Origin of the sequence: Neorhizobium tunisiense (genome assembly GCF_039631515.1) — a bacterium.
Lineage (GTDB): Bacteria > Pseudomonadota > Alphaproteobacteria > Rhizobiales > Rhizobiaceae > Neorhizobium.
The window spans coordinates 319,425-344,010 of record NZ_JBDIUU010000007.1 but is presented as its reverse complement, the minus strand read 5'-3'; the positions used below and the strand labels follow the sequence as shown (position 1 = coordinate 344,010).

General features: G+C 62.6%; 24 protein-coding genes. 11 read left to right on the top strand and 13 right to left on the bottom strand.

What is annotated here, in order from left to right; genetic code table 11:
- Window positions 1-29: 29 nt before the first annotated feature.
- A complete protein-coding gene (locus ABCW43_RS21455; RefSeq protein WP_345928170.1) occupies window positions 30-1,250 on the bottom strand; it encodes an MFS transporter in 1,221 nt (406 codons plus the stop codon).
- A gap of 274 nt (window positions 1,251-1,524) precedes the next feature.
- Here ABCW43_RS21455 and ABCW43_RS21450 point away from each other — a divergent pair, with 274 nt between their 5' ends.
- Together ABCW43_RS21450 and tmk are read left to right on the top strand one after the other, a co-directional pair.
- Entirely contained in the window at window positions 1,525-1,788 is a 264-nt protein-coding gene (locus ABCW43_RS21450; RefSeq protein WP_345928168.1) for a hypothetical protein, read from the top strand.
- A 52-nt stretch (window positions 1,789-1,840) separates the two neighbouring features.
- Window positions 1,841-2,512 carry a dTMP kinase gene (tmk, locus tag ABCW43_RS21445; RefSeq protein WP_345928167.1) on the top strand — a complete coding sequence of 224 codons (672 nt, stop codon included), beginning with the start codon at window positions 1,841-1,843 and terminating at the stop codon, window positions 2,510-2,512.
- Between the two features lie 224 nt (window positions 2,513-2,736).
- Here the strand turns inward: tmk and ABCW43_RS21440 are convergent, their stop codons facing one another.
- The 5 genes from ABCW43_RS21440 to ABCW43_RS21420 all read right to left on the bottom strand — a co-directional run bounded on the left by ABCW43_RS21440 (window position 2,737) and on the right by ABCW43_RS21420 (window position 5,684).
- On the bottom strand, window positions 2,737-3,294 hold the full coding sequence (locus tag ABCW43_RS21440) for an isochorismatase family protein (protein WP_345928166.1): 558 nt from the start codon (window positions 3,292-3,294) through the stop codon (window positions 2,737-2,739).
- Window positions 3,295-3,590: 296 nt separating this feature from the next.
- The gene (locus tag ABCW43_RS21435; protein WP_345928164.1) at window positions 3,591-4,373 is read right to left on the bottom strand and encodes an SDR family oxidoreductase; all 783 of its coding nucleotides are present in this window, start codon (window positions 4,371-4,373) and stop codon (window positions 3,591-3,593) included.
- A 74-nt stretch (window positions 4,374-4,447) separates the two neighbouring features.
- Window positions 4,448-4,867, bottom strand: coding sequence for an HD domain-containing protein (locus ABCW43_RS21430; RefSeq protein ID WP_345928163.1), 420 nt, complete (start codon window positions 4,865-4,867; stop codon window positions 4,448-4,450).
- Window positions 4,868-4,924: 57 nt separating this feature from the next.
- Window positions 4,925-5,299: a GFA family protein gene (locus ABCW43_RS21425; protein ID WP_345928160.1), complete on the bottom strand. Its 375-nt coding sequence runs from the start codon at window positions 5,297-5,299 to the stop codon at window positions 4,925-4,927.
- Window positions 5,300-5,495: 196 nt separating this feature from the next.
- Complete coding sequence (locus ABCW43_RS21420) at window positions 5,496-5,684, bottom strand: AbrB/MazE/SpoVT family DNA-binding domain-containing protein (protein WP_345928159.1); 189 nt, start codon at window positions 5,682-5,684, stop codon at window positions 5,496-5,498.
- A 110-nt stretch (window positions 5,685-5,794) separates the two neighbouring features.
- On the opposite strand from ABCW43_RS21420, the gene ABCW43_RS21415 reads away from it, so the two are divergent.
- On the top strand, window positions 5,795-6,298 hold the full coding sequence (locus ABCW43_RS21415; protein ID WP_345928157.1) for a hypothetical protein: 504 nt from the start codon (window positions 5,795-5,797) through the stop codon (window positions 6,296-6,298).
- Between the two features lie 24 nt (window positions 6,299-6,322).
- Here ABCW43_RS21415 and ABCW43_RS21410 read toward each other — a convergent pair whose 3' ends face one another.
- The 6 genes from ABCW43_RS21410 to ABCW43_RS21385 all read right to left on the bottom strand — a co-directional run bounded on the left by ABCW43_RS21410 (window position 6,323) and on the right by ABCW43_RS21385 (window position 14,758).
- Window positions 6,323-7,699, bottom strand: a complete 1,377-nt coding sequence (locus ABCW43_RS21410) for an FAD-binding oxidoreductase (protein WP_345928155.1) — start codon at window positions 7,697-7,699, stop codon at window positions 6,323-6,325.
- Complete coding sequence (locus ABCW43_RS21405) at window positions 7,696-9,351, bottom strand: thiamine pyrophosphate-requiring protein (protein ID WP_345928154.1); 1,656 nt, start codon at window positions 9,349-9,351, stop codon at window positions 7,696-7,698. Before ABCW43_RS21405 ends, ABCW43_RS21410 begins: the two co-directional genes overlap by 4 nt.
- Window positions 9,352-9,380: 29 nt before the next feature.
- Window positions 9,381-10,610, bottom strand: coding sequence for an alpha-hydroxy acid oxidase (locus ABCW43_RS21400; RefSeq protein ID WP_345928152.1), 1,230 nt, complete (start codon window positions 10,608-10,610; stop codon window positions 9,381-9,383).
- A 12-nt stretch (window positions 10,611-10,622) separates the two neighbouring features.
- Window positions 10,623-12,323 (bottom strand): thiamine pyrophosphate-requiring protein, encoded by a 1,701-nt coding sequence (locus ABCW43_RS21395; protein ID WP_345928150.1) that lies wholly within the window; start codon window positions 12,321-12,323, stop codon window positions 10,623-10,625.
- 39 nt (window positions 12,324-12,362) lie between these two features.
- Complete coding sequence (locus tag ABCW43_RS21390) at window positions 12,363-13,826, bottom strand: NAD-dependent succinate-semialdehyde dehydrogenase (RefSeq protein ID WP_345928148.1); 1,464 nt, start codon at window positions 13,824-13,826, stop codon at window positions 12,363-12,365.
- Between the two features lie 140 nt (window positions 13,827-13,966).
- Entirely contained in the window at window positions 13,967-14,758 is a 792-nt protein-coding gene (locus tag ABCW43_RS21385; RefSeq protein ID WP_345928146.1) for an SDR family NAD(P)-dependent oxidoreductase, read from the bottom strand.
- A 236-nt stretch (window positions 14,759-14,994) separates the two neighbouring features.
- Between ABCW43_RS21385 and ABCW43_RS21380 the strand changes: the two genes are divergently transcribed.
- The 4 genes from ABCW43_RS21380 to ABCW43_RS21365 all read left to right on the top strand — a co-directional run bounded on the left by ABCW43_RS21380 (window position 14,995) and on the right by ABCW43_RS21365 (window position 18,392).
- Window positions 14,995-15,777 (top strand): alpha/beta fold hydrolase, encoded by a 783-nt coding sequence (locus ABCW43_RS21380; RefSeq protein WP_345928144.1) that lies wholly within the window; start codon window positions 14,995-14,997, stop codon window positions 15,775-15,777.
- Window positions 15,774-16,934, top strand: a complete 1,161-nt coding sequence (locus ABCW43_RS21375) for an LLM class flavin-dependent oxidoreductase (RefSeq protein WP_345928142.1) — start codon at window positions 15,774-15,776, stop codon at window positions 16,932-16,934. Before ABCW43_RS21380 ends, ABCW43_RS21375 begins: the two co-directional genes overlap by 4 nt.
- Before the next feature lie 406 nt (window positions 16,935-17,340).
- A complete protein-coding gene (locus ABCW43_RS21370) occupies window positions 17,341-17,526 on the top strand; it encodes a hypothetical protein (protein ID WP_345928140.1) in 186 nt (61 codons plus the stop codon).
- Between the two features lie 194 nt (window positions 17,527-17,720).
- The gene (locus ABCW43_RS21365; protein ID WP_345928138.1) at window positions 17,721-18,392 is read left to right on the top strand and encodes a spermine/spermidine synthase domain-containing protein; all 672 of its coding nucleotides are present in this window, start codon (window positions 17,721-17,723) and stop codon (window positions 18,390-18,392) included.
- Window positions 18,393-18,440: 48 nt separating this feature from the next.
- Here ABCW43_RS21365 and ABCW43_RS21360 read toward each other — a convergent pair whose 3' ends face one another.
- Window positions 18,441-19,148: a GntR family transcriptional regulator gene (locus ABCW43_RS21360; protein ID WP_345928136.1), complete on the bottom strand. Its 708-nt coding sequence runs from the start codon at window positions 19,146-19,148 to the stop codon at window positions 18,441-18,443.
- Between the two features lie 203 nt (window positions 19,149-19,351).
- Here ABCW43_RS21360 and ABCW43_RS21355 point away from each other — a divergent pair, with 203 nt between their 5' ends.
- The 4 genes from ABCW43_RS21355 to ABCW43_RS21340 all read left to right on the top strand — a co-directional run bounded on the left by ABCW43_RS21355 (window position 19,352) and on the right by ABCW43_RS21340 (window position 24,577).
- Window positions 19,352-19,963 (top strand): NADPH-dependent FMN reductase, encoded by a 612-nt coding sequence (locus tag ABCW43_RS21355; RefSeq protein WP_345928134.1) that lies wholly within the window; start codon window positions 19,352-19,354, stop codon window positions 19,961-19,963.
- Between the two features lie 69 nt (window positions 19,964-20,032).
- A complete protein-coding gene (locus ABCW43_RS21350) occupies window positions 20,033-21,157 on the top strand; it encodes an LLM class flavin-dependent oxidoreductase (protein ID WP_345928132.1) in 1,125 nt (374 codons plus the stop codon).
- Window positions 21,158-21,171: 14 nt separating this feature from the next.
- Complete coding sequence (locus tag ABCW43_RS21345) at window positions 21,172-21,951, top strand: alpha/beta fold hydrolase (RefSeq protein ID WP_345928130.1); 780 nt, start codon at window positions 21,172-21,174, stop codon at window positions 21,949-21,951.
- Window positions 21,952-22,225: 274 nt separating this feature from the next.
- Complete coding sequence (locus ABCW43_RS21340; protein WP_345928128.1) at window positions 22,226-24,577, top strand: xanthine dehydrogenase family protein molybdopterin-binding subunit; 2,352 nt, start codon at window positions 22,226-22,228, stop codon at window positions 24,575-24,577.
- Window positions 24,578-24,586 lie beyond the last annotated feature (9 nt).

Below are 24,586 nucleotides of genomic sequence, written 5' to 3'. Positions count from 1 at the left end.
GCGACAGCCTCGCAACTGAGTAATGACGTTCATTGATGCGGATCATTTTTGCTGTTTGCCTGTCGAAGCGCCGCCCGGTTGCCGCTGGCCTGCAGGTCCAGGAGATAGATCCCCGCCGCGATGGTGGCGATGCCTGTGCCCCACAAGACATATTGGAGGTTCACGTCTTCCAGGCCGGTGACTGCGGGCATCGAAAACACCAGCAGTCCGAAGGCGCTGGTGACCGCTTGCGTGTGGGTGCGCACCCGGCCGATCGACTCCAGGTCGGCCAGCTCGATCATTCGCCCGTCACACAGGATCTTCGAGAACGAAAACGCAAAGCCCATCAGGAAATAGATGACCGCGACCGCCCCCGGATAGGCGGTGACCGAAATGCTGGCGGCAAGAAGCCCGAGCGCGATGATGGCCAGATACTCGAAACCGTCGAGATTGAACCGCTGCAGGATTCGCGCGGCGAAAACCGCGGCCGAGATCCCTCCCACGGACCACAGGGCGTCGATCAATCCATACAGCCCGCTGCCGCCGGCAAGCTCGCGCTGCACCAGCATCGGCAGCAGCACGTTCGACAGCTGCCCCACGGACGTGCTGAACCCGATCAGCGCCGCCAGCCGGCCCAGTTCCGGCTTCTGCACGAAGAACCGGTAACCTTCCGCCACCTGCGCCATGTAGCTCCGGCGCCCACCCGATGGCGGATAGGCGTCCGGCAGTCCGAGCACGCACAGGACCGCCAGGCCGCAGAGGACCACGCCAAGCGCGAAGGCGGCATGGAGCGGCAACCACATCAGCGCAAGCCCGCCAAGACCGGCACCGGCGATCATCGAGCCTTGCCGCAGTCCGTTTACGATCGCGTTGGTCCGCCTGATATCGGCCTGCTCGACGATGGACTTCTGGATCGCGTCGAGCGCGCCGCCCTGCAGAAGTCCTGCCGCCGCGATGCAGCACGCGACGAAAAGGATCATCGCGTAGCTGAGCTCGAAGCCGAGCAGATAGGCCAGGCCCGGCAGTGCCATGGCGGCACCGAACAGCGCCTGGCCGACCATTGCCAGACGCTTGCGGCTGCGCCGGTCGATCAGCGCGCCAACGCCCGGGGCGAGCAGGACGTTGATGAGGTGACCGACGAGAAAGGCGATGCCGATCAGCGTGACCGACCCGCCGACGAGGGCCGATGACCAGCCGAGCGCGACGACCCAGAGACCGCGCGTCACACCGGCCAGGGTTACCGCAGCGTAGTAGAGGACAAGCAGCAGCAAACGACCATCCTTTTTTCTAGACGTGTCGCAAAACTGATACCCCACCCATTCCTGTCGCGCAACCGCTTTCGGCATCAAACCCAGACAAAAGCCGCGATTGATACCGATGCCCTTGTTTTGCATGTGCAATTGGCAATCTGCCGCCGCTGCGTCCGGTCAGCGCGCCTCGGCCCCGGCGACGGATGGCGGTCATCTCACGGTGGCCGGAGGTTGACTTCGGTACCAAAGTGTAAATATTGAGAATGATCTCATTTATAGAAACTCGAGGTGCGACATGGATCTTTCCTCATCCCCACAGGATGCCTATTCGTTTCTGAACGGACAGCTCCGCATCACCCGCGACGAAGTCATGCAGCGCTGCGCCCCACGGAAAGGCGACATCGTCATCCTGCGACCAGCAGGCGCGAACCGGCCGAACGTGCGGAAGCAAGCCCGAATGGTTTCACAGCGCTTGGAGATGACGACCCCGGACATGTCGCGGGTCTTCGTGAATTCCAAGAACCCGGAAGCAGCGGCAGAGTTTCGCCAATCCAATTGACCAGCAGTTGCCGCGTTCACATCAAAGAACAATTTTCGAGAGAACAAAACCGATGATTCCAGTCAGCAGTCTCGACCCGTCACGCATTGGCAAGGTGTTTCGGCCCAAACGGGCGAATCGTGGTCTGTTCATCACAATCGACGGCTTCGATGGTTCGGGCAAATCCACCCAGATCGAGAGGCTGACGCAACGGTTCAGGGACGCTGGACGGGAGGTCGTTTTGACCCGGCAGCCAACCGATTGGTATCGCGACGCGCCGATTGTCGAGCATTTTCACGACCACGGCGGCAGCGCTGAAAAAGCCCGCATTCTGTCTCTGTTTGCGGCCGCCGACCGGCATCGGCATGTCATGGAAGTCATCGATCCGGCCCTGGACCGCGGGGCCGTCGTGATCTCCGACCGATACGTTCTCGCGACGTTTGCCGTCTTCACTCACCGAGGCGTCGACCCCGATTTTCTGATCGAGATCAATGGCGGCGTGACGCGTCCGGATTTCGCGTTCTACCTCGAGGTCCCTACCGAGGCGCTTCTGCAGCGGCTGCGCGCGCGTGACGGCGACAGTCTCAAGCACGAAGAAAAGTCATCTGAACGTATTGACTCGATCAAGGCGCGATGGACTGCGATGAAGCCGCTCCTCACATTCATGGACGGCACAGGACAGCCTGCCGAAATCAGCCAGAGAATCTATGCACACTGCAGCCGGCCCTTGGCTGTCGCAGGGTGACGTGAGGGGAAGCGCCGACACCAGATGGTCATGGCAGGCGCCGTTCCTGCAGGGTTTCCTCATCACGGCCGTCAAACTCGGTGACGCCGAAGCGAGCCGTAGGCGGACGGTGCCTGGGCCGGACCTTGCGAACGGCGGCCAATGTCTCGAGGAGGAAGTGTCCGCGGTTTTCGACGCTGCAGCCATATTCGTCGTTGTGCTGGTTCGAATGCGAGGAACCGGTCTCAGGCGGCCGGCGAGCCCGTAAGCGCCTCGCTCGTCACCAGATTGGCGCCGGCCTTGGCGAACTGGGCATTGTAGCGGCGGATGATAGCGGCGGCGTTCTCTTCAGGCTGATCGAGCGTGCTGTGGGCATCGGAAACTACCGTCACCTTCAGCCCGGCGGCCATCGCGCCCTCTACCGTACCGGCGATGCAGAAATCCGTCTGGGCGCCGAGGATCACCACTTCCGGCGCGCCTTGGCTCTCGACCCATTTGCCGAGTTCCGGGTTGCTGAAGGCGTCCCGCACCGACTTTGCGAATGTCGGCTCGTCATCCCGCTGGCCGAGTGCCGGCCAGACGGGCCAGCCGGGCTCTCCCGGCGCCAGCGGATCGCCCTCCGGCCCGTCGTGGCGCACGAAGGCGATCGCTCGGCCGTCGCGCCGCGCCCAGTCGATCACCTTGCGGGCGCGGTTGGTGAGGAGATCAGCCTCGTGGAGTGGTGGCTCGACAAGGCCGTCGAACATGTTGGTCTGCAGGTCGATGATGACGACCGGCGCTTTTGCCGCTGATGTGCTGGACATGGGATCAGCCTCCATTCCAGACAGGAAATTGCCGATTTCCCTCCGCATTTCAACCTTTATCTTTATGCTGGCGGGCAGCGTCGGCCGGTGGTCGGCCGCAAAAGGCGAACCGGGAGAGCAGTTGTTCTTGCGATCCGGTAGTTTCAACTCGTGGAAAGCAAATTGCAGGCTTTGAAGGACGGAGCGGGTTGGTTCCGCGGCGATCACCTCGACCGATCTTCCGGAGGAAAGGGCGGCGGCCCGATCACCGCCGCCCCCTAGTTCACGATCTGGCGATCAGCGGCAGACGCGGGTGCCTACCTCAGCAGCCCCTGGCCGCCGTCCACGTAGATCGGGGTGCCGGTCACATGCTGGGAGCGGTCGGAGGCGAGGAAGGCGATCACTTCGGCGACGTCCTCGCTCTTTCCCGGCTTGCCGTCGCTGATCGGAACCTGGCCCTGCGGCCATTTCACCGGAATTGCGGTTTCCTCCTCGTGGCGCAGATTGGTGTTTTCACCGATATTGGTTTCGATCTCGCCGGGACAGACGGCGTTGACGCGGATGTGATGCTTGCCGAGTTCCAGCGCCAGTTGCTGCACTATCGCCACCTGCGCGGCCTTGGTCGCGGTATAGGCGGTGGCGCCGGGTGTCGTGAACGTGCGGTTGCCGTTGATCGAGGAGACGACGATGATCGCGCCGGCGCCCCGTGCCTTCAGATGCGGCACGGTGAGGTGAAGCGTCAGATAGGTGCCGCGCAGGTTGATGGCGATCGTCCTGTCGAATTCTTCCGGCTTCAGGTCGTCGATCGGCGCCCAGACGCCGTTGATGCCGGCATTGGCGACGACGATATCGAGCCGGCCGAATTTCTTCGCAAGCCGGTTGATCGCCTCGCGCATCTGGTTCTCATCGGAAACGTCGGCCACGAGCGCCAGCGCCTCGCCGCCCGCCTCTTCTATTTCCCGGGCCGTGCCGTCAATTTCGCTTTTCGTGCGCCCGAGTACGCCCACTTTGGCGCCGTTTCCCGCAAGCTTCAGGGCTGCAGCCTTACCGATTCCCGAGCCTGCCCCCGTCACCAATGCCACCTGAGATTTGAGTTCCACAGTCCATCCTATCGCCAGAGAGCGGCTTCTGCCGCGCGAAAACGAACGGCGGGGACGGCTCAAGGTTCCGTGGGTCAGGCCGGATATTGTTCGTTGAGGATGCGCAGGCCCTCGGCGAATTTCGAGCCGTCGCCGCCCATCTTGCGCATCTGGGCAAGATTGTCGGTAAGGTCGGCGCGTTTCACCGGGCGGGCGAGCGGGTTCTCGATCGAGCGGCGGACGAAGGCGAAATATTCCTCGCCGTCGCGCTTGCTCATCGCATCGACTGCATCGACGACCGCTTGTGAAAAGCCTTCTTCGCGCAGCCGCTCGAACGTCCAGCCGGGGCATTTTTCGACCACGTCATGCAGCCAGGCGACCTGCTTTTCGTTTTCGCCAGCCACATTTTCAGCGACTCGTCTGACATGGTCGATGAACGGACCGCCGGTCTTCGACGATTGTCCTTCATGCGCCTGGGTCGCGATGGCGATCGCCTTGTCGATCTGTTCGGACATTTGTTCGTTTCCCTTCAGTTCGACGGCACTCTCGGGGGGCGGTCCGTGGCGACTGCGTCAATTGCGATCTTCTTCGAACTGCGGGATGGGAAGCGGGCTCAGCCAGTTCTCCCGCCGCTTCACCCATATCTCATAGATCGGTTCGAGATCGGTCGGCGCCATGTCGAGCGATCCGACCCGGATCTCGATCTCGTCGCCGTCGCTCTCGTTGAAGACGCGCGAGCCGCATTCGGGGCAGAAACCGCGCCCACGGAAATACCGGACTTCGCCTGTGCTTTCAAAGCCATGCCGCGGCCAGATGCCGAAGGTGACGAAGCTTGAGCCGCTTTCCTTGCGGCAATCGGCGCAATGGCAGAGCCCGATCCTGAGCGGTGCATCCTTGACGGAATACCGCACCTTGCCGCAAAGGCAGCTTCCAGACCGGATGATCATGCTCGCTTCTCCTTCTTCCTCTCCCGGAAACGCAGTTAGGGCAGGGGAGGATGAAGGGAAGAGATCAGGCTGGTTCCGGGGCCTGGTCGATGGCGCTGACCACGCGGGAGACGATTTCGTTCATGGTTGCCTCGTCCAGCGTCTCGATAAATTGGGCGGTTTTCTGCGCCACGCCTCGGCACGTTGCTGCGGATCATCAGATCTCGTGCCCTGTCGGATCGCCTTCGTGAGCATCGGCGACCGCGGCATTCAGCGTCACCATGGCATCGCTCCCCTTCAGCAACTCGCTAAGGGTATAGCGCTTGCGGCCGCTCTCGACAGGACGGGCGATCAATTCACCGTTGGCGACATCAAGCGTGAGTTGATCGCCGACTTCGATATGCATCAGCTTCAAGAGGACCGGCGGGATTGTGCGATCGATGGCGGCTTGGGATGCCAGATGGAACAGAATGGCTCAACCGGCGTTCGATGCGAGCATTCAGATGGATCGTCGCCATGCGTTCATTTCTCGCCTCCGCCGCGTTTACCGCGTTTGCTTTTTCGCCGGGCTTGGCTCTGGCGGCCGAAGGCGATTTCTTGAAAGCGCTTGCCGGCGACTGGAGCGGCAACGGCACGGTTCTCACCCGCATCGGGGGGAGTCCCATCGATGTCACCTGCAGCTTCACCACGACGGCCGGCGCGACCACCCTGTCGATGCAGGGAACCTGCCGCGGCCTGCTGGTCGTCCGGCGCAGCATATCAGCCGACCTCCGGGCTTCGGATCGGGGTTATCGTGGCACCTATGTCGGTCCCTCGGGCCAGCCTTCGGTCCTTTCCGGCAACCGGCGAGGCAATGCGATCAATCTCGGCGTCCGCTGGGCAAGGGTAATCAACGGTGATCGGACAGCCAACATGAGCATCGAGAAGATCGGCACCGATCGCCTCAGGCTCCAGACGATCGACAGGGATCTTTCGAGCGGCAAATCGGTGGTCACCAGCCGTATCGAGCTCAGCCGCTGACCGACTTGACGCCGGCGTCTGCCTTTACTCCACCTGGCCGAGTTTGCCGGGGTTCATGATGCCCTTGGGGTCGAGGGCTGCCTTGATTGCGTTCATCATGTCGACGGCGTCTCCATGTTCGCGGCGGAGGTATTTCAGTTTGGAAATGCCGATCCCGTGTTCGCCGCTGAACGTGCCGCCCATGTCGATGGCGCGCTGGTAGAGCCGTTCGGCAAGGCGTTCCGCTTCCGCAAGCTCTTGCGGGATTTCCGGCTTGATCAGGTAGCCGACATGGAAATTGCCATCACCCACATGGCCGATGATCTTGCCTATCACGAAGGAATTGTCGATGTCCTCGCGGGCGGCGAGCACCGCTTCGGCAAGCCGCGAGATCGGTACGCAGACGTCCGTGGTAAACGCCTTGCAGCCGGGGCGCAGTGTCTGGTTGGAATAGATCGTCTCGTGGCGGGCCCTCCACAGCCGCTCGCGGTCCTCGGTGCGGGTCGACCATTCGAAGTCCGAACCGCCGAACTCGTTGGCGATCTCGCGCACGGTGTTCGACTGCTCCTCCACCCAGCGCGGGCTGCCGTGGAATTCCAGGAAGAGGGTCGGAGCGAGCTTGAGGGTCAGGCCGGCATGCCGGTTGGCGGCTTCGACCGCCACTTCATCGAGGAATTCGATCCGGGCGACCGGGATGCCACTCTGGATGGTCGCGACGACGGCCTCCACCGCGCCGCGCATCGTTTCGAAGGCACAGACGGCCGACGCGATGGTTTCCGGGATCGGGTGGAGCCTGACGGTCACCTCGGTGATGACGCCGAGCGTACCTTCCGCGCCGACATAGAGCTTGGTCAGGTCGTAGCCGGTCGAGGACTTTTTCGTCCGGCGGCCGGTGGTGATGATGTTGCCCTGTGGCGTGACGACGCGCAGTGCCAGCACGTTTTCGCGCATCGTGCCGTAGCGCACGGCCGTGGTGCCGGAGGCGCGCGTCGAGGCCATGCCGCCGAGGGAGGCGTCGGCGCCGGGGTCGACGGGGAAGAACAGGCCGGTGTCGCGGATATGGGCGTTGAGTTGCTTGCGGGTGACGCCCGCCTGCACCTGCACGTCGAAATCCTCGTGATTGACCTGGACGATCTGGTTCATGCGGGTGAGGTCGAGCGAGATCCCGCCCTTCAGCGGGATCGTGTGACCTTCCATCGACGAGCCTGCCGCGAACGGCGTTACCGATATGCCCGCTTCGAAACAGGCCGAGACGACGCGCGCCACCTCGTCCTCGCTTTCGGCATAGACCACCGCATCCGGCAGCCTGGTCGGCTGCCTGGACATGTCGTGGCCGTGGTGCTCGCGCACCGCTTCCGTGGTCGAAAGCCGGTCGCCGAAGTGGAGCTTCAGGGCATCGATGGTGGATTGCAGGGAGGTCATTTCTTCTCACCCGTCAGCATGCGGTGGTAGCGTGACCGGGCGATTTCCTGTCGTGTGATGAATTCCAGCAGAACCGGCACGCCTTGTCTCGTCTGTTCGATGCCGCGCTTGATCGCCGGGATGATCTCGCTCGGCTCGGTAACGCGTTCGCCGTAACCGCCGAGCGCGCGGGCGAAGGCGGCGTAATCGCCGGAAATGTCGGTCGAGCGGTATTTCTCCGTCGAGACCTTCATGATCGGCAGTTCCATCGCCATCGAGAAATTGTTGAGCAGGATGGACAGGATCGGCAGGCGCTCGCGCACCGCGGTTTCGAAATCCATGCCGGTAAAGCCGATTGCCGCATCGCCCCAGACATTGATGCAGAGCTTGTCGGGATGCATCAGCTTGGCGCCCATGGCAAGGCCGAGGCCATAACCGAGCTGGGTCGTCTTGCCCCAGCCGATATAGGTGAGCGGCTTCACCGATTTCCAGAAAGGCGAAAGCTGGTCGCGCGGGCTGCCGGCGTCATGGGTGATGATGGTGTTTTCGATATCGACCGTGTGCTGCAGATCCCAGAGAACGCGGTAGGGCGACAGCGGCGCGTCCGGCGCGGTGAGCTTCGGCATCCATTCCGCCAGCCATTCCGCCTGGATCTTGGCGATCTCGGCGGCGACTTCGGTATGGTCGCGCGGCGAGATCTTGCGGGCTTCGAGCTCGGCGAGAACCGCGTCGAGCGTCAGCGCCGCGTCACCGACCAACGCCACCTTGGCTTCGAGATCCTTGTTAACGTGATCGGGGTCGAGCGTGGCGTGGATGACTGTCTTGTCGAGCGGCATCTGCACGCCGAAGGCGGTCTCGGTGAACGAGCAGCCGATGCCGAAGATCAGGTCGGAGCTATCGAGGAAGTGGCGCAAGGTCTTTGAGATCGCCGCCCCGCCGGCGCCGACAGACAGCGGATGAGTTTCCGGAAACGCGCTCTTGCCTTCGAGACTGGTGGAAACCGGGATTGCCAGCAGTTCGGCGAGCTGCTTCAGCTGCGGCCAGGCCTGTGCGTAATGAATGCCCTGTCCGGCATAGAGGATCGGCCGCTTGGCGGCGAGCAGCAGGTCGACGGCGTCGCGTACCGCGATCGGGTCCGGCCCGTAGCGGGTGGAAAGAACCGGCCGGTAGTCCAGCGGCTCGGGCACGTCGTCCTGCCACATGTCGTTCGGGATCTCGATCAGCACCGGACCGCCGCGACCGTTGCGCAATTTGGAGAAAGCCCGTCGAAAAATGTTCGGGATCTCGGCGGCCGAGGTGATCGGCTCGGCGGACTTGGTGATGTCGCGCATCGAGCGGGTCGCATTGTAGTTCGGATCGACATGCGCGACGCGGCGTTCATAGCCCATCGGCAGGACCAGCAGCGGCACGGATTCCGAATAGGCCTGGGCAATGCCGCCGTAGGCATTTTCCGTGCCCGGTCCGAGCTGCATGGCGAAGACGCCGATCGTCTTGCCGGAACTCAACCGCGACATGGCGTCGGCCATATGCAGGCCGTGGCGCTCCTGGCGCACGATAATCGGGCGGACATCGGCCATGGCCGCGTGTTCGAGAACGTGGTTCACCGGGTAACCGCAGATGACCTCGATCCCCTCGCGTTTCAGAATTTCCACGATGGCGTCGGCAACTTTCATGGGTTTCTCCTCCCCGGAGACATGGTCGATTAGAAGTGAGGTTGGAAATCTTCGGCCGTCCACGCACCGGAATGGCGCACGGTCGCGCGGCGGGCCTCTCCGGTATTCAGCAGTCCGCTCTGGCCCAGTGTGATGCGGTATTCTTCGATGAAGGCCTGCGCCATGTGGGCGGCGCCATGGTCTCCGAGTGCGGCAAGGCCGAGCATGAAGGCACGACCGGCAAAGGACGAATGGGCACCGCAGGCAATCGCGCGCATCATGTCGACGCCGGAGACGACGCCGCTGTCGAACAGCACGGTGCCGCGCGTGCCCACGGTGCGGGCAATCTCCGGCAGGACGTCGATCGTCGCCGGTGCCGCATCGAACTGGCGGCCGCCGTGGTTGGAGACGACGACACCGTTCAAGCCGAGTTCCAGCGCCTTTTCGGCATCTGCCGGGTGCATGACGCCCTTGACCATCATCGGCCCCGGCCACCTGTCGCGCAGACGGGCGATCTGCTCCCAGGGGAAGCCGCCGCCGATATGTTTCTGCACGAAGGCGGAGGTGGTCACACGGTCTGGCGCGCCGGCGAAACCGGCCATATTGGCGAAGGTCGGCATGCCCTTGCGGCGGATCGCGTTTAGCCAGAAGGGCGCCACGGCCGCCGCCAACATCGCCTTCGGCGTGAGCTTGAAGGGCATGGTGAGGCCATTCCTCAGATCACGGGGGCGCTTGGCACGCACCGGCACGTCCAGCGTCGCGACCAGAACCTTGGCGCCGGCGACGCGGGCGCGGTCAGTCATTTCGAGACTGTACTGGTGATTGTTCGGCGCCATCGGGTAGAGCTGGAACCAGGTGACGTCAGGCGCCCATTCCACGACTTTTTCGATCGTCGCGCAGGCGAGCGTGCTGACCAGATAGGGGATGTTGTGGACCTGGGCGGCCCTGGCGAAACGCTCAGTGGCACCCGGCCACATCATGCCGTCGAAGCCGATCGGCGAGATGCCGATCGGGGCGGCGTAACGATGGCCGAAAAGTTCGACCGAGGTATCGACCTTGGACACGTCGATGCCGTAGCGCGGGACGATTTCGACCGCCTGCAGCGCGGTTCGGTTTCGGTCGAGGCCGGTTTCATCGCCGGCGCCGCCCTGCAGAAATTCATAGGCGAAACGCGGTATCCGCCATTTCGCCCGTTTTTCGAGATCGCCGACCATCGGATAGCGCCGGCGGAACTCTGCCAGCGTCTCTATCGTCCTTGCGTCGTCTCCGGCTCCCCCCATGACCGACGCCTCCTAGTAGGAAACCATGACTTCGAGCATGGCCTGCCGGCCGCTCCTGGTCGCGGCGAGTGCCCGCTGCAGCGCCGCCGGCAGATCGGCACCGGTCTCGACGCGTTCGGCATGGGCGCCGTGGGCGCGGGCGACGGCGGCATAGTCGGGAGCCGGGTCGAGCGCGGTGATCGGCATGGTATTGGCCGTCGCAGCACTGCCGTCCGGATACATGTAGAGCGTCGAGCGGCGCACGGCGTTCCAGATGCCGTTGTTGAAGACGATCGTCAGCAGCGGCAGCTTCAGCGCGGTTGCGGTCTGGTGGCAAGCGACAGGGTTGGCGAACATGTAGGAACCGTCGCCGATCGTGGCGATCACCTGGCGGCTGCGGTCGCCGAGTTGGGCGCCGAGCGCGGCTGTGAGGCCGAAACCGAGACCGCCGGAAAGCGGTGTCGAGAAATAGGACTTCGGATATTTGAAGCTCATCACCGATGGATCGATGCCGAGTTCGTTCACGATAGTCGTTTTCTCATCCATAATGTCGGAGACGCAGCGGCTGACGAAGGCCGGCGTCATCGGCGAACCACTGCCCATGGCGGCGCGCCTGTCGGCGGCTTCGGCTTGGGCTGCCTTGATCTTTACCCATTTCTCGCGGCGTTCGGAGAAGGTTTCGCTGGCCGGCACACGTTCGGCCATCGCCGCGGCAAGGGCCGCGATCGTCTTGTTGGTGCCGCCGGCAAGCGCGATGTCGATCTCGAAGCTGCGGATCGGCACGCGGCTATGCTGCGGGTCCGGACCGATGGCGATGACCTTTGCGCCTTCGGCAAGGCCCGTATGATCGGATATCCACGGCACGGCGGCATTGATGACGACGACGACGTCGGCTTCCTTCAGGACCTGGGTGGAGTCCCGCCCGATCATCATCGGGTGGTCGCTCGGCAGTGCCAGGCGGGTCGCCCACATTTCGACGGTCGGCAGCGCGAATTTCTCGACGAAGCCGGCGAGCGGTTCGAAATCGGGAGCGAGCTCCGGGCTCTGGGTGATGATCAGCGGGTTCTTCGCCTTGGAAAGCAGGTCGGCAGCTTCAGCAACCAGTGTCGGATCGGCAGGGCCGAAGGTCGTCGGAGTGACCGTAGAACGGTGGCTTGTTTCGATCTCGGTCCCTTCGGCCAGCGCCTCGCGCGGCAGGCTGAGATAGACCGGGCCGCGCGGCTCGCTCATGGCGATGCTCATGGCGCGGTCGATAACGATGCCCGCCTGTTCCGGGTAGCGCAGTTCGTAGTCCCACTTGACCACTTCGCGCACCATGCCGCCCTGGTCGAACATTTCCTGGCCCCAATGGATCGGCGAGGAACGCGAGCCGAAACGGCCGGCCTCGGTGATCGGCGTGCGGCCGGAGAACATCATCACAGGCACGTTTTCGGAGCGGGCGTTGATCAGGCCCATGACCGAGTTTGCAAGGCCGACATTGACGTGGACGATGACGCCGGCCGGCTTGCTGGTCATCAGGTAATAGCCATGCGCCATGCCGACCGCCACACCCTCATGCGGGATGACCAGGGCTTCTGGCATCTTCAGGCCGGTCTCGGGCTGGCGGGCGAACGCCTCGATGATCGACGGGAAGTCGGTGCCGCCATTGGCGAACAGGACATCGATGCCGGCGGCCTTCATGTGGGTCAGCACGGCCTCGGCGGCGAATGTCCCGGTCGGTTTTTCGTGTTTCATAACTCTCGTCCTCTTGAAGCTTTTTAGACCTGAACCGGATCAGGTGATGCTGACCGTCTTGGTGACCATATAGGCCTCGACGCCCTCGATCCCGACTTCGGAACCGTGACCGCTCGCTTTCACTCCGCCAAATGGCGTTTCCGGCATCGAGATGTTGAACGAATTGATGCCGACCATGCCCGCTTCGAGCGCGTCGGAAAGTTTTGCGATGGTCTTGTGCGAATTGGAGAAGGCATAGGCCGCAAGGCCGTAGGGCAGTTCGTTCGCCTTGGTGACCGCATCGTCGAAATCCGAGAAGCGGTTGAGCACGGCGACCGGGCCGAACGGCTCCTCGCTCATGATCCGCGCATCACTTGGCACGTCGGCGAGAACGGTTGGGGCAAAGTAGAAACCCTCGTTATAAACGCGATGACCGCCGGAGAGCAGCTTGGCGCCCTTGGAGGTCGCGTCCTGCACCAGCGCCTCGATCGCGTCGCGGCGGCGGCCGTGGACGAGCGGACCCATGCCGGTTGCCGGATCGAGGCCGTCGCCGACCTTGATCTTGCCGGCACGCTCGGCAAAACCGGCGCAGAAGGCTTCGTAGGATTTGTCCTGCACGTAGAAGCGGGTCGGAGAGACGCAGACCTGGCCGCCATTGCGGTATTTACGCTGCACCGACATATCAAGGGCAGCCGTCTGGTCGGCATCATCGAAGACGAGCACCGGCGCATGGCCACCGAGTTCCATCGTGGTGCGCTTCAGGCCTTCCGAGGCAAGCCGGATGAGGTGCTGGCCGACCGGGACCGAGCCAGTAAACGAGATCTTGCGGATGATCGGCGAAGCGAGCAGGTGGCGCGAGATGAAGTCCGGCACGCCATAGACGACGGCGATGACGCCGGCCGGAACGCCTGCATCGAGAAGGCACTGGGCGACGGCTGCAGCCGATGCCGGGGCCTCCTCGCCGGGCTTGTAGATCATCGTGCAGCCGGCGGCGAGCGCCGAGCCCATCTTGCGGGCGGCATTGCCGACCGGAAAGTTCCAGGCGGAAAAGCCGGCGGTCGGTCCGACCGGCTCCTTGACGACCTGGAAACGGGTTTCGCCGATGCGTCCCGGGATGACGCGGCCATAGGTGCGGCGGCCTTCCTCGGCGAACCATTCCATTTCTTCCGTGGCGAAATGGGTTTCCAGCCGCGCCTCGGCGATCGGCTTGCCCATTTCCAGCGTCGCAAGAGTGGCGATCTCTTCCTGCCGGTCGTGCATCAATTGTGCTGCGCGCTTCAAGATGCGGCCGCGCTCGCGCGGGCTGGTGGCCCGCCACAGCGGAAAGGCGCGTTTGGCGGCTTCGAGTGCCCGGTCGAGATCTTGCGCCGTCGCATGCGGCACCACGCCGATCGCCTTTTCCGTGGCCGGATTGATAAGGGGTTGCGTCTTGCGGTCGCCGTTTTCCAGCCAGACGCCGTCGATCAGCAGTCGCGCGGAAACATAGGCCTCGGAAGAGGGTGCGGTATGGGTCGCGATATTCATGGTCATTTCCTCCGACTTTCATGAGACGAATGCACTTGGTATCCGTCAATTATGCGCCTTGATAAGGCCGGCTCCTCATTCCCCTCTCAGGGGATAAAGCAGGGAGCCTGATATTGTCAATTGCGACATTTCACACGGGCTCAGATGGCGACCGTGCCGCCGTCGATCGGGATCACCGCGCCGGTCATGAAACTCGAGGCCTTCGACGCCAAAAGCAGCGCGAGGCCCATGATCTCGTCCGTCTCGGCGATGCGGCCGAGCGGTACGGTGTCGGCGAAAGCCTTCTCGATTTCCGGTTCGCGGATGCGGCCGCCGGCGATATTGGTGCGGAAGGGGCCGGGCGCAATGCCGTTGACCAGCACGTTGTAGGGTGCCAGTTCCCAGGAAGCCTGCCTGACGAGGTTGACAACGGCGCCTTTGCTGGATGCATAGGCGTAACCGGTCATGGGGTCGCCGCGCATGCCGGCGATCGAGGCGATTGCGACGATGCGGCCGTTTTTCTGCTTCTTCATATGCTTGGCGGCCGACTGGATTGCGACGAAGGTGGCGGTGAGGTTCACGTCCACCACCTTGTTCCACAACTCGTCACTGACATTCTCGATCGCGCCGGCCTCCGTGCGGGAATTCGGACCGCCGCTGATACCGGCATTGGCAACGAGGATATCGAGGTGTCCGTGCTTTTCGGCGATGCCGTTGATCGTGTCGCGCAGGCTCGCGCTGTCGCAAACATCGACCTGATGGCTCTCGGCGGAAAAGCCCTGGCCGTTCAGCCATTGACAGGCGGCGGCGAGGGTCTCGGCGTTGAGATCGAGCAACGCCACATGCGCGCCATTGGCGGCCAGCGCCTTGGTGATCGCAAGCCCCAGGCCGCTCGCAGCGCCCGTCACGATCGCTACCTGACCATGGAGATCAAACAGTTTTTCGGCCTGCATTCCTATCCTCCCTGCGCACCGGGCGAACATGACTCTCCCCACCCGAGCGGCGCCTACTTTGTATGCAATTATCGAAGATGCAAGTTAGAAATTCGCTATTATCAATCAAAATTTGACAGAATCATATTGACCCACCTGCCAAGGTTATACAGATTGCCGCCAGTACAGGCATTCGGGCGGGTGCAGAGGAGCGCTTGTCGTCTGCGGTAAACGGCACTTGGGAGGGGCGGAAACCGATGAGCGTTACCGAAAGCACGGAGACGATAACCGGCTGCAAAGTCCGGTTCATGCGGAAAGGGACTGGCGCGCCGCTCCTGTTCTTGCATGGCACGAGCGGCGCCTCGCGCTGGCTGCCCTTCATGGAGAAGCTCTCCGAAACCCATGAAGTCATCGTGCCGGAACATCCGGGTTTTGGTGCCTCCGACAGTCCCGAATGGCTCGACAACATTTCGGACCTTGCCTTCTTTTATCTGGATGTCTTCGACCATCTCGGCCTTGAGAAGGTCAACCTTGTCGGTACGTCGATCGGCGGCTGGCTGGCGGCCGAGATCGCCATCCGCAATGCGACCAAGCTCAGTTCCCTGACCGTCGTGGCGCCCGCCGGCATCCGAGTGAAGGGCGTGCGCAAGGGCGACGTGTTCATGTGGAGCCCAGAGGAGACCGCCCGCAACCTCTTCTACGACCAGGCGTTTGCGGAGGCGATGCTGGCGGTTCCGCAGACCAGGGAGGGGATGGAAATACTGCTGAAGAACAGGCTGACCTCGGCCAAGCTCGCCTGGGAACCGAGGTTCCTCAATCCGGACCTCTACAAGTGGCTGCATCGCATTTCGGCGCCGACGCTCATCGTCTGGGGGGGCAACGACAAGGCAATGCCGGTCGGTTACGCTCCTGCCTGGCGCGACCTCATTCCCAATTCGCGACTCGAGATCATCGAGAAGTGCGGACATCTGCCGCAGATCGAAAAGGCCGACCATTTCGTCGAACTCGTCAATGGCTTCATCGGGGAGGTTACGCGATGAAATTCTACTTCATGCACCTGATGCCCTACGCGGATCTCGATCTGTCCTATGACGAGAAGCACAATTCCGCCTGGGTCACCTTGCCGAACACCTTTTACGACCCGAAGAAGGGCCATCAGCTCTACAACCGTTATCTGGACGAGCTCGAATATGCCGACCAGCTCGGTTTCGACGGCATTTGCGTCAACGAGCACCACTCGAACGCCTATGGCCTGATGCCGATCCCCGGCGTCATGGCCGGCGCGCTCGCCCGCCGCACCAAGAACGTCAAGATCGCCATTCTCGGCCGCGCGCTGCCGCTTCTCAACAACCCGCTGACAGTCGCCGAAGAGTTCGCGATGGTCGACAATATTACCGGCGGCCGCCTGATCGCCGGCATGGTGCGCGGCATCGGCGCCGAATACCATTCCTGGGGCGTCAATCCTGCCTTCAGCCACGAGCGGTTCCAGGAGGCGCATGACCTGATCCTGCAGGCTTGGACAAAACCCGGCCCGAGCGTCTTCGAGGGCAAGCACTATAATTTCGAATACGTGAACGTCTGGCCGCGGGTCTACCAGGACAATCCGCATCCGCCGATCTGGATACCCAGCCAGGGGTCCAGCGAGACGATCGAATGGGCCGCCCATCCGGACCGCAAATACACCTATCTCCAGACCTTCGCCTCGGTTTCGACCGTCGCCCGCTACATGAAGATGTATAAGGACGTTGCTGCCGGTTATGGCTACGAGGCGACCGAGGACCAGCTCGGCTGGTCGCTGCCGCTCTATGTCGCCGAGACAGACGAGATCGCCCGCAGGGAAGCCAAGGAGCATATAGAGGCCTTCCTCCAGAAATTCCTGCGCATGCCGATGGAGATGCTGCTGCCGCCGGGCTACACCTCGGTGAAATCCATGGTCGGGGCTATGTCGGCCAAGGCCGGCCATTCGATGAAGCAGACGATCGACAGCGTCATCGACGAGGGCAAATTCATCTGTGGCAGTCCGGCAACGGTGCGCGAAAAGCTGGAAGAATACCAGGCCCAGATCGGCTTTGGCCATCTGCTCACGCTTCTGCAGTTCGGTACGCTACCGGCCGAGCTAACCCGCAAGAATATGGAGATCTACTCCAAGGAGGTCATGCCGTATCTGCGCAACGTGACCGCCAGGCGGGCGGCCTGACGAGGGGATGCTGATTTGATGATTTTGATAAGGCTATGAAGCCTTTGGGCGTAGCCATATCACCCAAGGTTCATCTTGATGTGCGATCGCGATTGTCGTCATTTGAGGCGCAGGACCGCACTATTGTCACCCCCCAGTCGCTGCGGTCTTAGCGGCCGGCGCCCCAAAAGCCGGCCGCTCCCCCCCGGGGCTATACCCCTTGTGCTAGGTCTTTTGGACGAATTGAGGACTTCGCAGTCGGGAGTACAATGGCGTTCTCCTAAGTCGAGCGTAGAAGAGGTTACGTCTTAGGAGAGGCCCGCGCAGGGGGAAAAGGCGCGGGCCTTTTTATTTTTGCAGCACAGCATCAAAAAGGTGATGCTATTTATAAAATTTCATGCATGTTCGCCGCGGGCTGGGGCGAGACATGAATCCAAAAAACAACGATGGGGGCTCGGATAATCTTCCGATCGGAGACGATTATTCGGAGCTTACCGATGGCGAACTCGAAGAGCTCGCTTTTGTGCTGATCGAGGCACTGACAATTCCGCTGCTATCGGCCTGTTCCAGGTCGGGCGTTGCGGAGCGTACCCCACAACAATCATCGGAATGAGGAGGGAGGTAGTTCCCCGCCCTCCATGCCTCCACCTCAGCCTCTGGCGGCCGCTTCCAGACCGGCGATGTCGAATTCACCATCGGCAGCATGGCCTGGGTGACCCGATTCTTCCGCCGACCGCCGATAGTCCGGTGTTTTCCCCGCAACGTCTGTGTTAGGAGGCGTCCCACACGAGACGATGAGATAGGCCGATGCTTCCCTGGATCCAGCTTGACCGCGCAACCATTCCCGGCGAAGGCGGCGAGTTGCGCCTGAAGCAGCGCGGGTCCGAATTTTCGATCATGCTCGGCTCGACTGAGCTGATGAACAGCCGGCTGAGCGGTTCGGAGGAGGCGCTGGCGACGCTCTCCTGCGAACGGATTGCCGGCCGGAAAAATGCCCATATGCTGATCGGCGGTCTCGGCATGGGGTTTACCCTGCGGGCGGCTCTTGGAGTCCTCCCGGACGATGCTAGGGTCACCGTCGCGGAACTGGTTCCGGCCGTGGTCGACTGGGCGCGCGGGCCGATGGCTGCTTTTCACAAGGGTACGCTCGACGACCCGCGTGTCGATATTCACGTCGGCGATGTCGGCGCGCTGATCCGGTCGCGCAATGCTGCTTACGATGCCATCCTGCTCGATGTCGACAACGGCCCCGACGGGCTGACGCGGGCCTCCAACGACAGCCTTTATAGCCACGCCGGTCTTCGCTTCGCCAAGGCTGCGCTGCGCCACAACGGCGTTCTAGCCGTCTGGTCGTCGGCGCCGGATGCCGCCTTCACCCGGCGGCTGCGGGACGTGGGGTTTGCCGCCGAGGAGATTTATGTGCGCGCCAACGGCAAGCGCGGCGGGCGCCACGTCCTGTGGATGGCCACCAATCGGTAAGAAATCCGCAGCGGCCGCCGAAGCCTTAAAGGGTGCAGGTTACCGCACTCATTTCGCTCCGTCTTCATGCTCCAGCGAGCCCGAAGCGGTCGGCAGCAGCGAGAAGAGATGGGCGTTCATCGCCGCCTGCGCCCATTCGGGATTGCGGGCTCTTAGCGCGGCGAGAATTTCCCGGTGCTGGGCATGGGTGCGGCGTGTGCGAACCTCGACCGGCTCCGAATAGCGGTTGAAGATCGAAGCCGGCAATTCCAGCGAGGAGGCGAGGATTTTTTCGAGCCTCGGGCTTTCGGCGGCCGCGGCGATCACCGCGTGGAATTCGGCGTTGAGCTTGTCGAACCCTTCGAGATGTTCGTTCCAGCCGAGCTCCTCGAACTGGGCCTCCATCACCCGTTCCAACTCCTGAAGCCGCTGCAGGTCGGCTTCCGAAATGCGGCTGGCGGCGCGGCTGGTCGCATGACCTTCGAGAATGGCGCGCAGGCGAAAGATTTCGACCGCGTCGTCGAGCGAAAAATCCGCGACGATCCCCCGCCGGTAACGTTCCAGCACCACGAGGCCCTCGGCATTCAGCCGGTTCAAAGCCTCGCGGATCGGCGTGCGGGAAACGCCGATCGCGGCGGCGAGCTGGTTTTCGAGCAGCTTGTCGCCGGAGCGCATCTCGCCCGTGAGGATCAGGTGCCGGATGCGATGATAGGCGGTCTCGACGGCGCTCTGTGTCGCCCCGTCCCTGGCTCCGTCTCTGGTTGTCTCGTTCGTCAAGCCGTCACCTGTTCCTTCTCCCTGATGATGTGGGGAGACTACGACAAACAACCCGTCGAAGCCAATCGTCAAGAAGTGCATACCTTTTTATCGTCGGGAGCGTTATCTCTGCACATTTTCCTTGACTTTTCGCCAAAAGGTATACAAAAATTCCGTCAGGAGGCCTGATAAGGCAGTCGGCTGCGGCCGAAGGAGGAAAACCCATGACGCAGACCCGCAAACCCTTTATCGTCGGTATCGGTGGGACGCAGCGCCCCGGCTCGAGTTCCGAGCTTGCCCTGCGCTACTGCCTCGCGGCTGCCGAAAAGGCCGGCGCGGAAATCGACCTCATCTGCGGCGCAGAACTTGAACTGCCGCTCTTCGATCCGGGCGTGACGCACCGCACTCCGGCCGCCCTTCGTCTTCTCCAGTCGCTTCGCCGCGCCGATGGCGTCATCATCGCAACGCCGAGCTATCACGGCGGCATGTCCGGCACGATCAAGAACGCCATCGACTATACGGAAGACATGCGGGGCGACGTCCGCTCCTATTTCGACGGCCGCGCCGTCGGCTGCATCGTCTGCGCCGCCGGCGACCAGGCGCTCGGGGCAACGCTGATCGGACTGCGCTCGGTCGTGCATGCGCTGCGTGGCTGGCCTACCCCTTATGCGGCGACCATCAAATCCAACGAGAAACCTTTCGTCGATGGCAAACCGGCCCGCCGCGAGGTTGCCCAGCCGCTCGAAATCGTCGCTTCGCAGGTCGTCGGCTTTGCCGAAATGGCAATGGCCAGCCGCATCGACGACGTCGCGCCGCGCCTCGTCGCCAGCAACTGATCCAATTTTCAATCGTCATCGTCGGATCCGTTTTGCCTTCATCCGGCGACGGTCAGAGCGGAGTTTTCCATGAAGTTCAACTTTTTCCACCTGATGCCCTATCCGGACTACGACAAGCTGCCGCATGAATGGCCCGTCAGCACGCATGGCATAGACAGCACCCGCATCCAGGCGCTCTACAACGAATATATCGACGAGATGGTTGATGCCGAGAACTACGGTTTCGACTGGGTGGGCTGCAACGAGCACCATTTCAGCCCTTACGGCCTGATGTCGAACCCGAACCTGATCGCCGGGGCGCTCGCCCGCCAGACGTCCAAGGCGAAGATCGCCATCGTCGGCAACCTTCTGCCGCTCCTCAACCCGATCCGCGTCGCCGAAGAATATGCAATGATCGATGTGATGTCGGGTGGCCGCCTGATCGCCGGCTTCCTGCGCGGCATCCCGCACGAATACATTGCCTACAACATCCCGCCGAGTGAATCCCGCAGTCGCCTGCGCGAAGCGACCGAGTTGATCATCAAGTGCTGGACCGAGGACGAACCGTTCGGCTGGGAAGGCGAGCACTATCAGTTCCCGGCGGTCTCCATCTGGCCGAAGCCGATCCAGAAGCCGCATCCGCGCATCCTGATGTCCGCCAGCAACGCGGAATCGGCCGAGTTCGTCGCCAAGATGCGCGCCATCATGGGCATCACGCTGATCCAGGACCTGTCGATCGCCAAGGCTGCGGTCGAGAATTTCAAAAAGACCGCCCGCTCCTACGGGTGGGAGCCTACACCGGACGACATCCTGGTCGGCCAGCAGATCTGCATCGCCGATACGGACGAGGAGGCCAGGCATCACATGGCCGCCGCCCAGACCTATTTCCACCAGACGCTGATGCGCCCGCAGCGCTCCGCCCAGCAACTCGTTCTGGGGCAGAGCCGCTACTACACCGATGCCGATGCCGGCGAGAATTTCCAGAAGCGTCTCGCCACGCTGCGCGGCCGCACGGTGGAAGAGCAGATCGAAGCCGGCTCTATCATCTGCGGCAGCCCGCAATCGGTCATCAAACAGATCAAACGCCTGCGCCAGGAACTGGATTGCGGCCTGCTGAACCTGACGATCAAGGTTGGCAACATGCCGGGAAGCGTCGTGCGCCGTGGCATGGAACTGTTCCGCGACCGCATCGCCCCCGAAGTCGCTGGCTTGTAAGAGGAGTTTGATCCATGACCTTTGAATTGAAGACGATCGAGCTTTCCGGCGGCAGGCTCTCCTATCATATCGGCGGCACCGGAACGCCGGTCGTCTACCTGCATGCCGCCGGCGGCGTGATGCTGACCGAGCCGCTGAAGGCGCTGACGGGCAACCACACGGTCTATGCGCCGATCTGCCCGGGCTTCGACGGCACCGAGGGCAACGACAGCCTGAAAACGGTGCAGGATTGGGTGGCCATGGTCGCCGAGTTCGCCGAAAAGCTGGTTGGTCCGCGTTTCGACGTAATCGGTTCGTCCTTCGGCAGCTGGTCGGCTTTGTGGCTTGCCGCCGAACATCCGAAAATGGTCGACCACCTGATCCTCGGAGTGCCGGCCGGCTTCCGCTTCGGGGGCAGGGGCGGTTTGCCCGCCGATCCGGAAGAGCGTTTCAAGGCGCTCTATGCCCATCCGCAGAAGATCAAGTCCACGCCGAAATCGCCTGAAGTCATGGCCGGCAACGGCAAAACCTACGAGCGCCTCGCCAATAACATTCAGGTTGACGAGGCGCTCAGTGAGCGCCTGCCCTCGATCGAGGCAGTCACGCTGATCCTGCTCGGCACCGAAGACAAGGTCGTGCCGGCGGAGGCGGGTGCTCACCTGAAGCGCAACATCCCGACCTCGCAGCGCGCCTTCATCTTCGATGCCGCCCATTCGATCGAGGTCGACCAGCCGGAACGTACGCTGCGGCTCTGGACCGATTTCCTGAAGCGCGGCCCCGGCTACGTGCTCAACCAGGGGCCTGAGGCCGCCTGACGCTACTCACTTCCCAGGGAAGCCTGGCCCAGACCCCGGTCTGGGCATTTTTTCTTACGAGACTTTGTACTTTCCCTCATTCCGGTCGGCGTTCGGTTGTCGCCGAAAGAGAAAGTCTTTCCATACCAATTTCCGCAGGCCATGATTTTCAACATTGACGGATATAATATGCCTATTATGAATTGATTTGCGTTTCGCTTCAGGAAGGCCCAAGAGCCGCATGCGGAATGCCATCGTCCGGGATATGTGGGACGATGTGAATGGGAGGAATGGCATGATCGGTGAAGACGTCAGGCGCAAGGAAGACAACCGGTTGATCACCGGCAAAGGCCAGTACGCCGATGACCTCAAATTCGAAAACACGGCCTATGCCGCCTTCGTGCGCTCGCCGCATGCCCATGCGATCATCCGCGGTATCGACACGTCCGCCGCTCGCGACATGCCGGGCGTACTTGCCGTCCTGACCGGCGAGGATATCGTTGCTGCCGGCATCGCGCCGATCCCGCACGCGATCGGCAGTTCGCAATTCGGCTCCGATATCCGCATCAAGAACTACGACGGCACCGAGCGCGCCCGCACCCACCACCAGGCGCTGCCGACCGACCGCGCTCGTTTCGTCGGCGAGGCGGTCGCCATGGTCGTCGCCGAAAGCACCAATCTCGCCAAGGATGCCGCTGAGGCAATCGAGATCGACTGGGAGGAACTGCCCTCCGTCGTGCGCGGCGTCGACGCGCTGGAAGAGGGTGCCCCGCAGCTATGGGACCATGTTCCGGGCAACAAGGCGATGGACGGCGAAGTCGGCGACAGAGCCGGCACTGAGGAAGCTTTCGCCAAGGCCGCTCATATCGTCGAATTCACCAGCTGGGCGCAGCGCGTCACCGGTGTCCACATGGAGCCGCGTTCCTCCGCCGCCGAATACGATCCGGAGACCGGCAAGTTCACCATCCACGCCTCCGGCGGCCATGGTGTGGTGATGATGCGCGAGCAGATTGCGGCATCGCTCGGCGTCGATATGGCTTTCGTGCGTGTCGTGGCGCCCCGCGATGTCGGCGGCAATTTCGGCACCCGCAACGCCACCTATCCGGAATTCGTGCTGCTGCCCTACGCCGCCAAGCTCACCGGCCGGCCGGTCAAGCACCAGGCGGAGCGCATCGAGGCGTTCCTGTCGGATTTCCAGGGCCGCGACCTGCATGTCAAAGCGCGTTTGGCGCTCGGCGCGGACGGCAAGTTTCTCGCTTTCCACTCGGTCAATACCAGCAATATCGGCGCCCATACGGTGTCCTACACGCCCCTCAACAAGGGCATCCAGCTGATGACCAGCCTCTACCGCGTGCCGGTCGCACATGTGGAATTCCGCGCGGCCATGTCGAACACCGTGCCGACCATCCCCTATCGCAGCGCCGGCCGTCCTGAAGCCATGTACATCATCGAGCGAATGATCGACCTTGCCGCCCGCAAGTTCGGTTTCGACCGGGTGGAGCTGCGCCGCATCAACATGATCCCGGACGAGGCCTCGCCCTATACCAACCCGATGGGCGTCACCTATGACAATGGCGACTATATCGGTTGCATGGACAAGGTGCTCGACATGGCCGACTGGAAGGGTTTCGAGGCGCGGCGCGCTGAAGCCCGCGAACGCGGCATGTATCGCGGCATCGGTCTTTCCAACTATATCGAGGGCACCAGCGGCGTGCCGCGGGAGCGTGCGGAGATCACTATCGATCCGACCGCCGGCATCGTCGATGTCGTCATCGGCACCCAGAACACGGGGCAGGGGCACGAAACGGCGTTCGCCCAGCTGGTCGGGTCCTTCCTTGGCATTTCCCACGAGGTGGTGCAGATCCGCGCCAGCGATACGGATTTCGTCTCGGCCGGCGGCGGTTCGCATTCCGGCCGCTCGCTGCGTTTCGCGAGCATCGTCATGCACAAGGCGACGGCCGAGGTCATCGAACGCGGCCGCAGGATCGCCGCCTTCATGCTGAACGTCACGCCGGAAGAAATCGACTTCACCGACGGGCATTTTCGCGCCCGCGGATCGAACGGCGTCGTCAGCCTGTTCGAGGCGGCGCAGGCTGCGGAAAACGACCTCGGCCTGCCGGACGAGCTGCGGGGCACGCTTGCGGCGATTTCCGACGAGACCACCCACGGGCTCGCCTATCCCTACGGCGCTGCAGTCTGCGAAATCGAGATCGACCCGGAAACCGGTTTCTTCCATATCCCGCGTTATTCGACGGTCGATGACGTCGGCAAGGCACTGAATCCGATGATCGTCGATGGCCAGACTCATGGCGGCATCGTCCAGGGCGCCGGCCAGGCGCTGTTCGAATGGTCGAACTACGACCAGGAGACCGGCCAGAACCTGTCGGCGACCTTCATGGACTATCAGGTGGCGCGTGCTTCCGATTTCCCGAGCTTCGATACCCATATCAGCGAAGTGCCGGCCAAAAGCCACCCGCTCGGTTTCCGTCCGGGCGGCGAGGGTGGTACGACACCGTCGCTCGGCGTGACGATCAACTCCATCACCGATGCGCTCGCCGATCTCGGCGTCACCCATATCGAAATGCCGGCGACGCCCTCCCGTATCTGGGAAGCGATCCGGGCGGCAAAAGCCAAACAAGAAGCGTGAGGAGAAAAC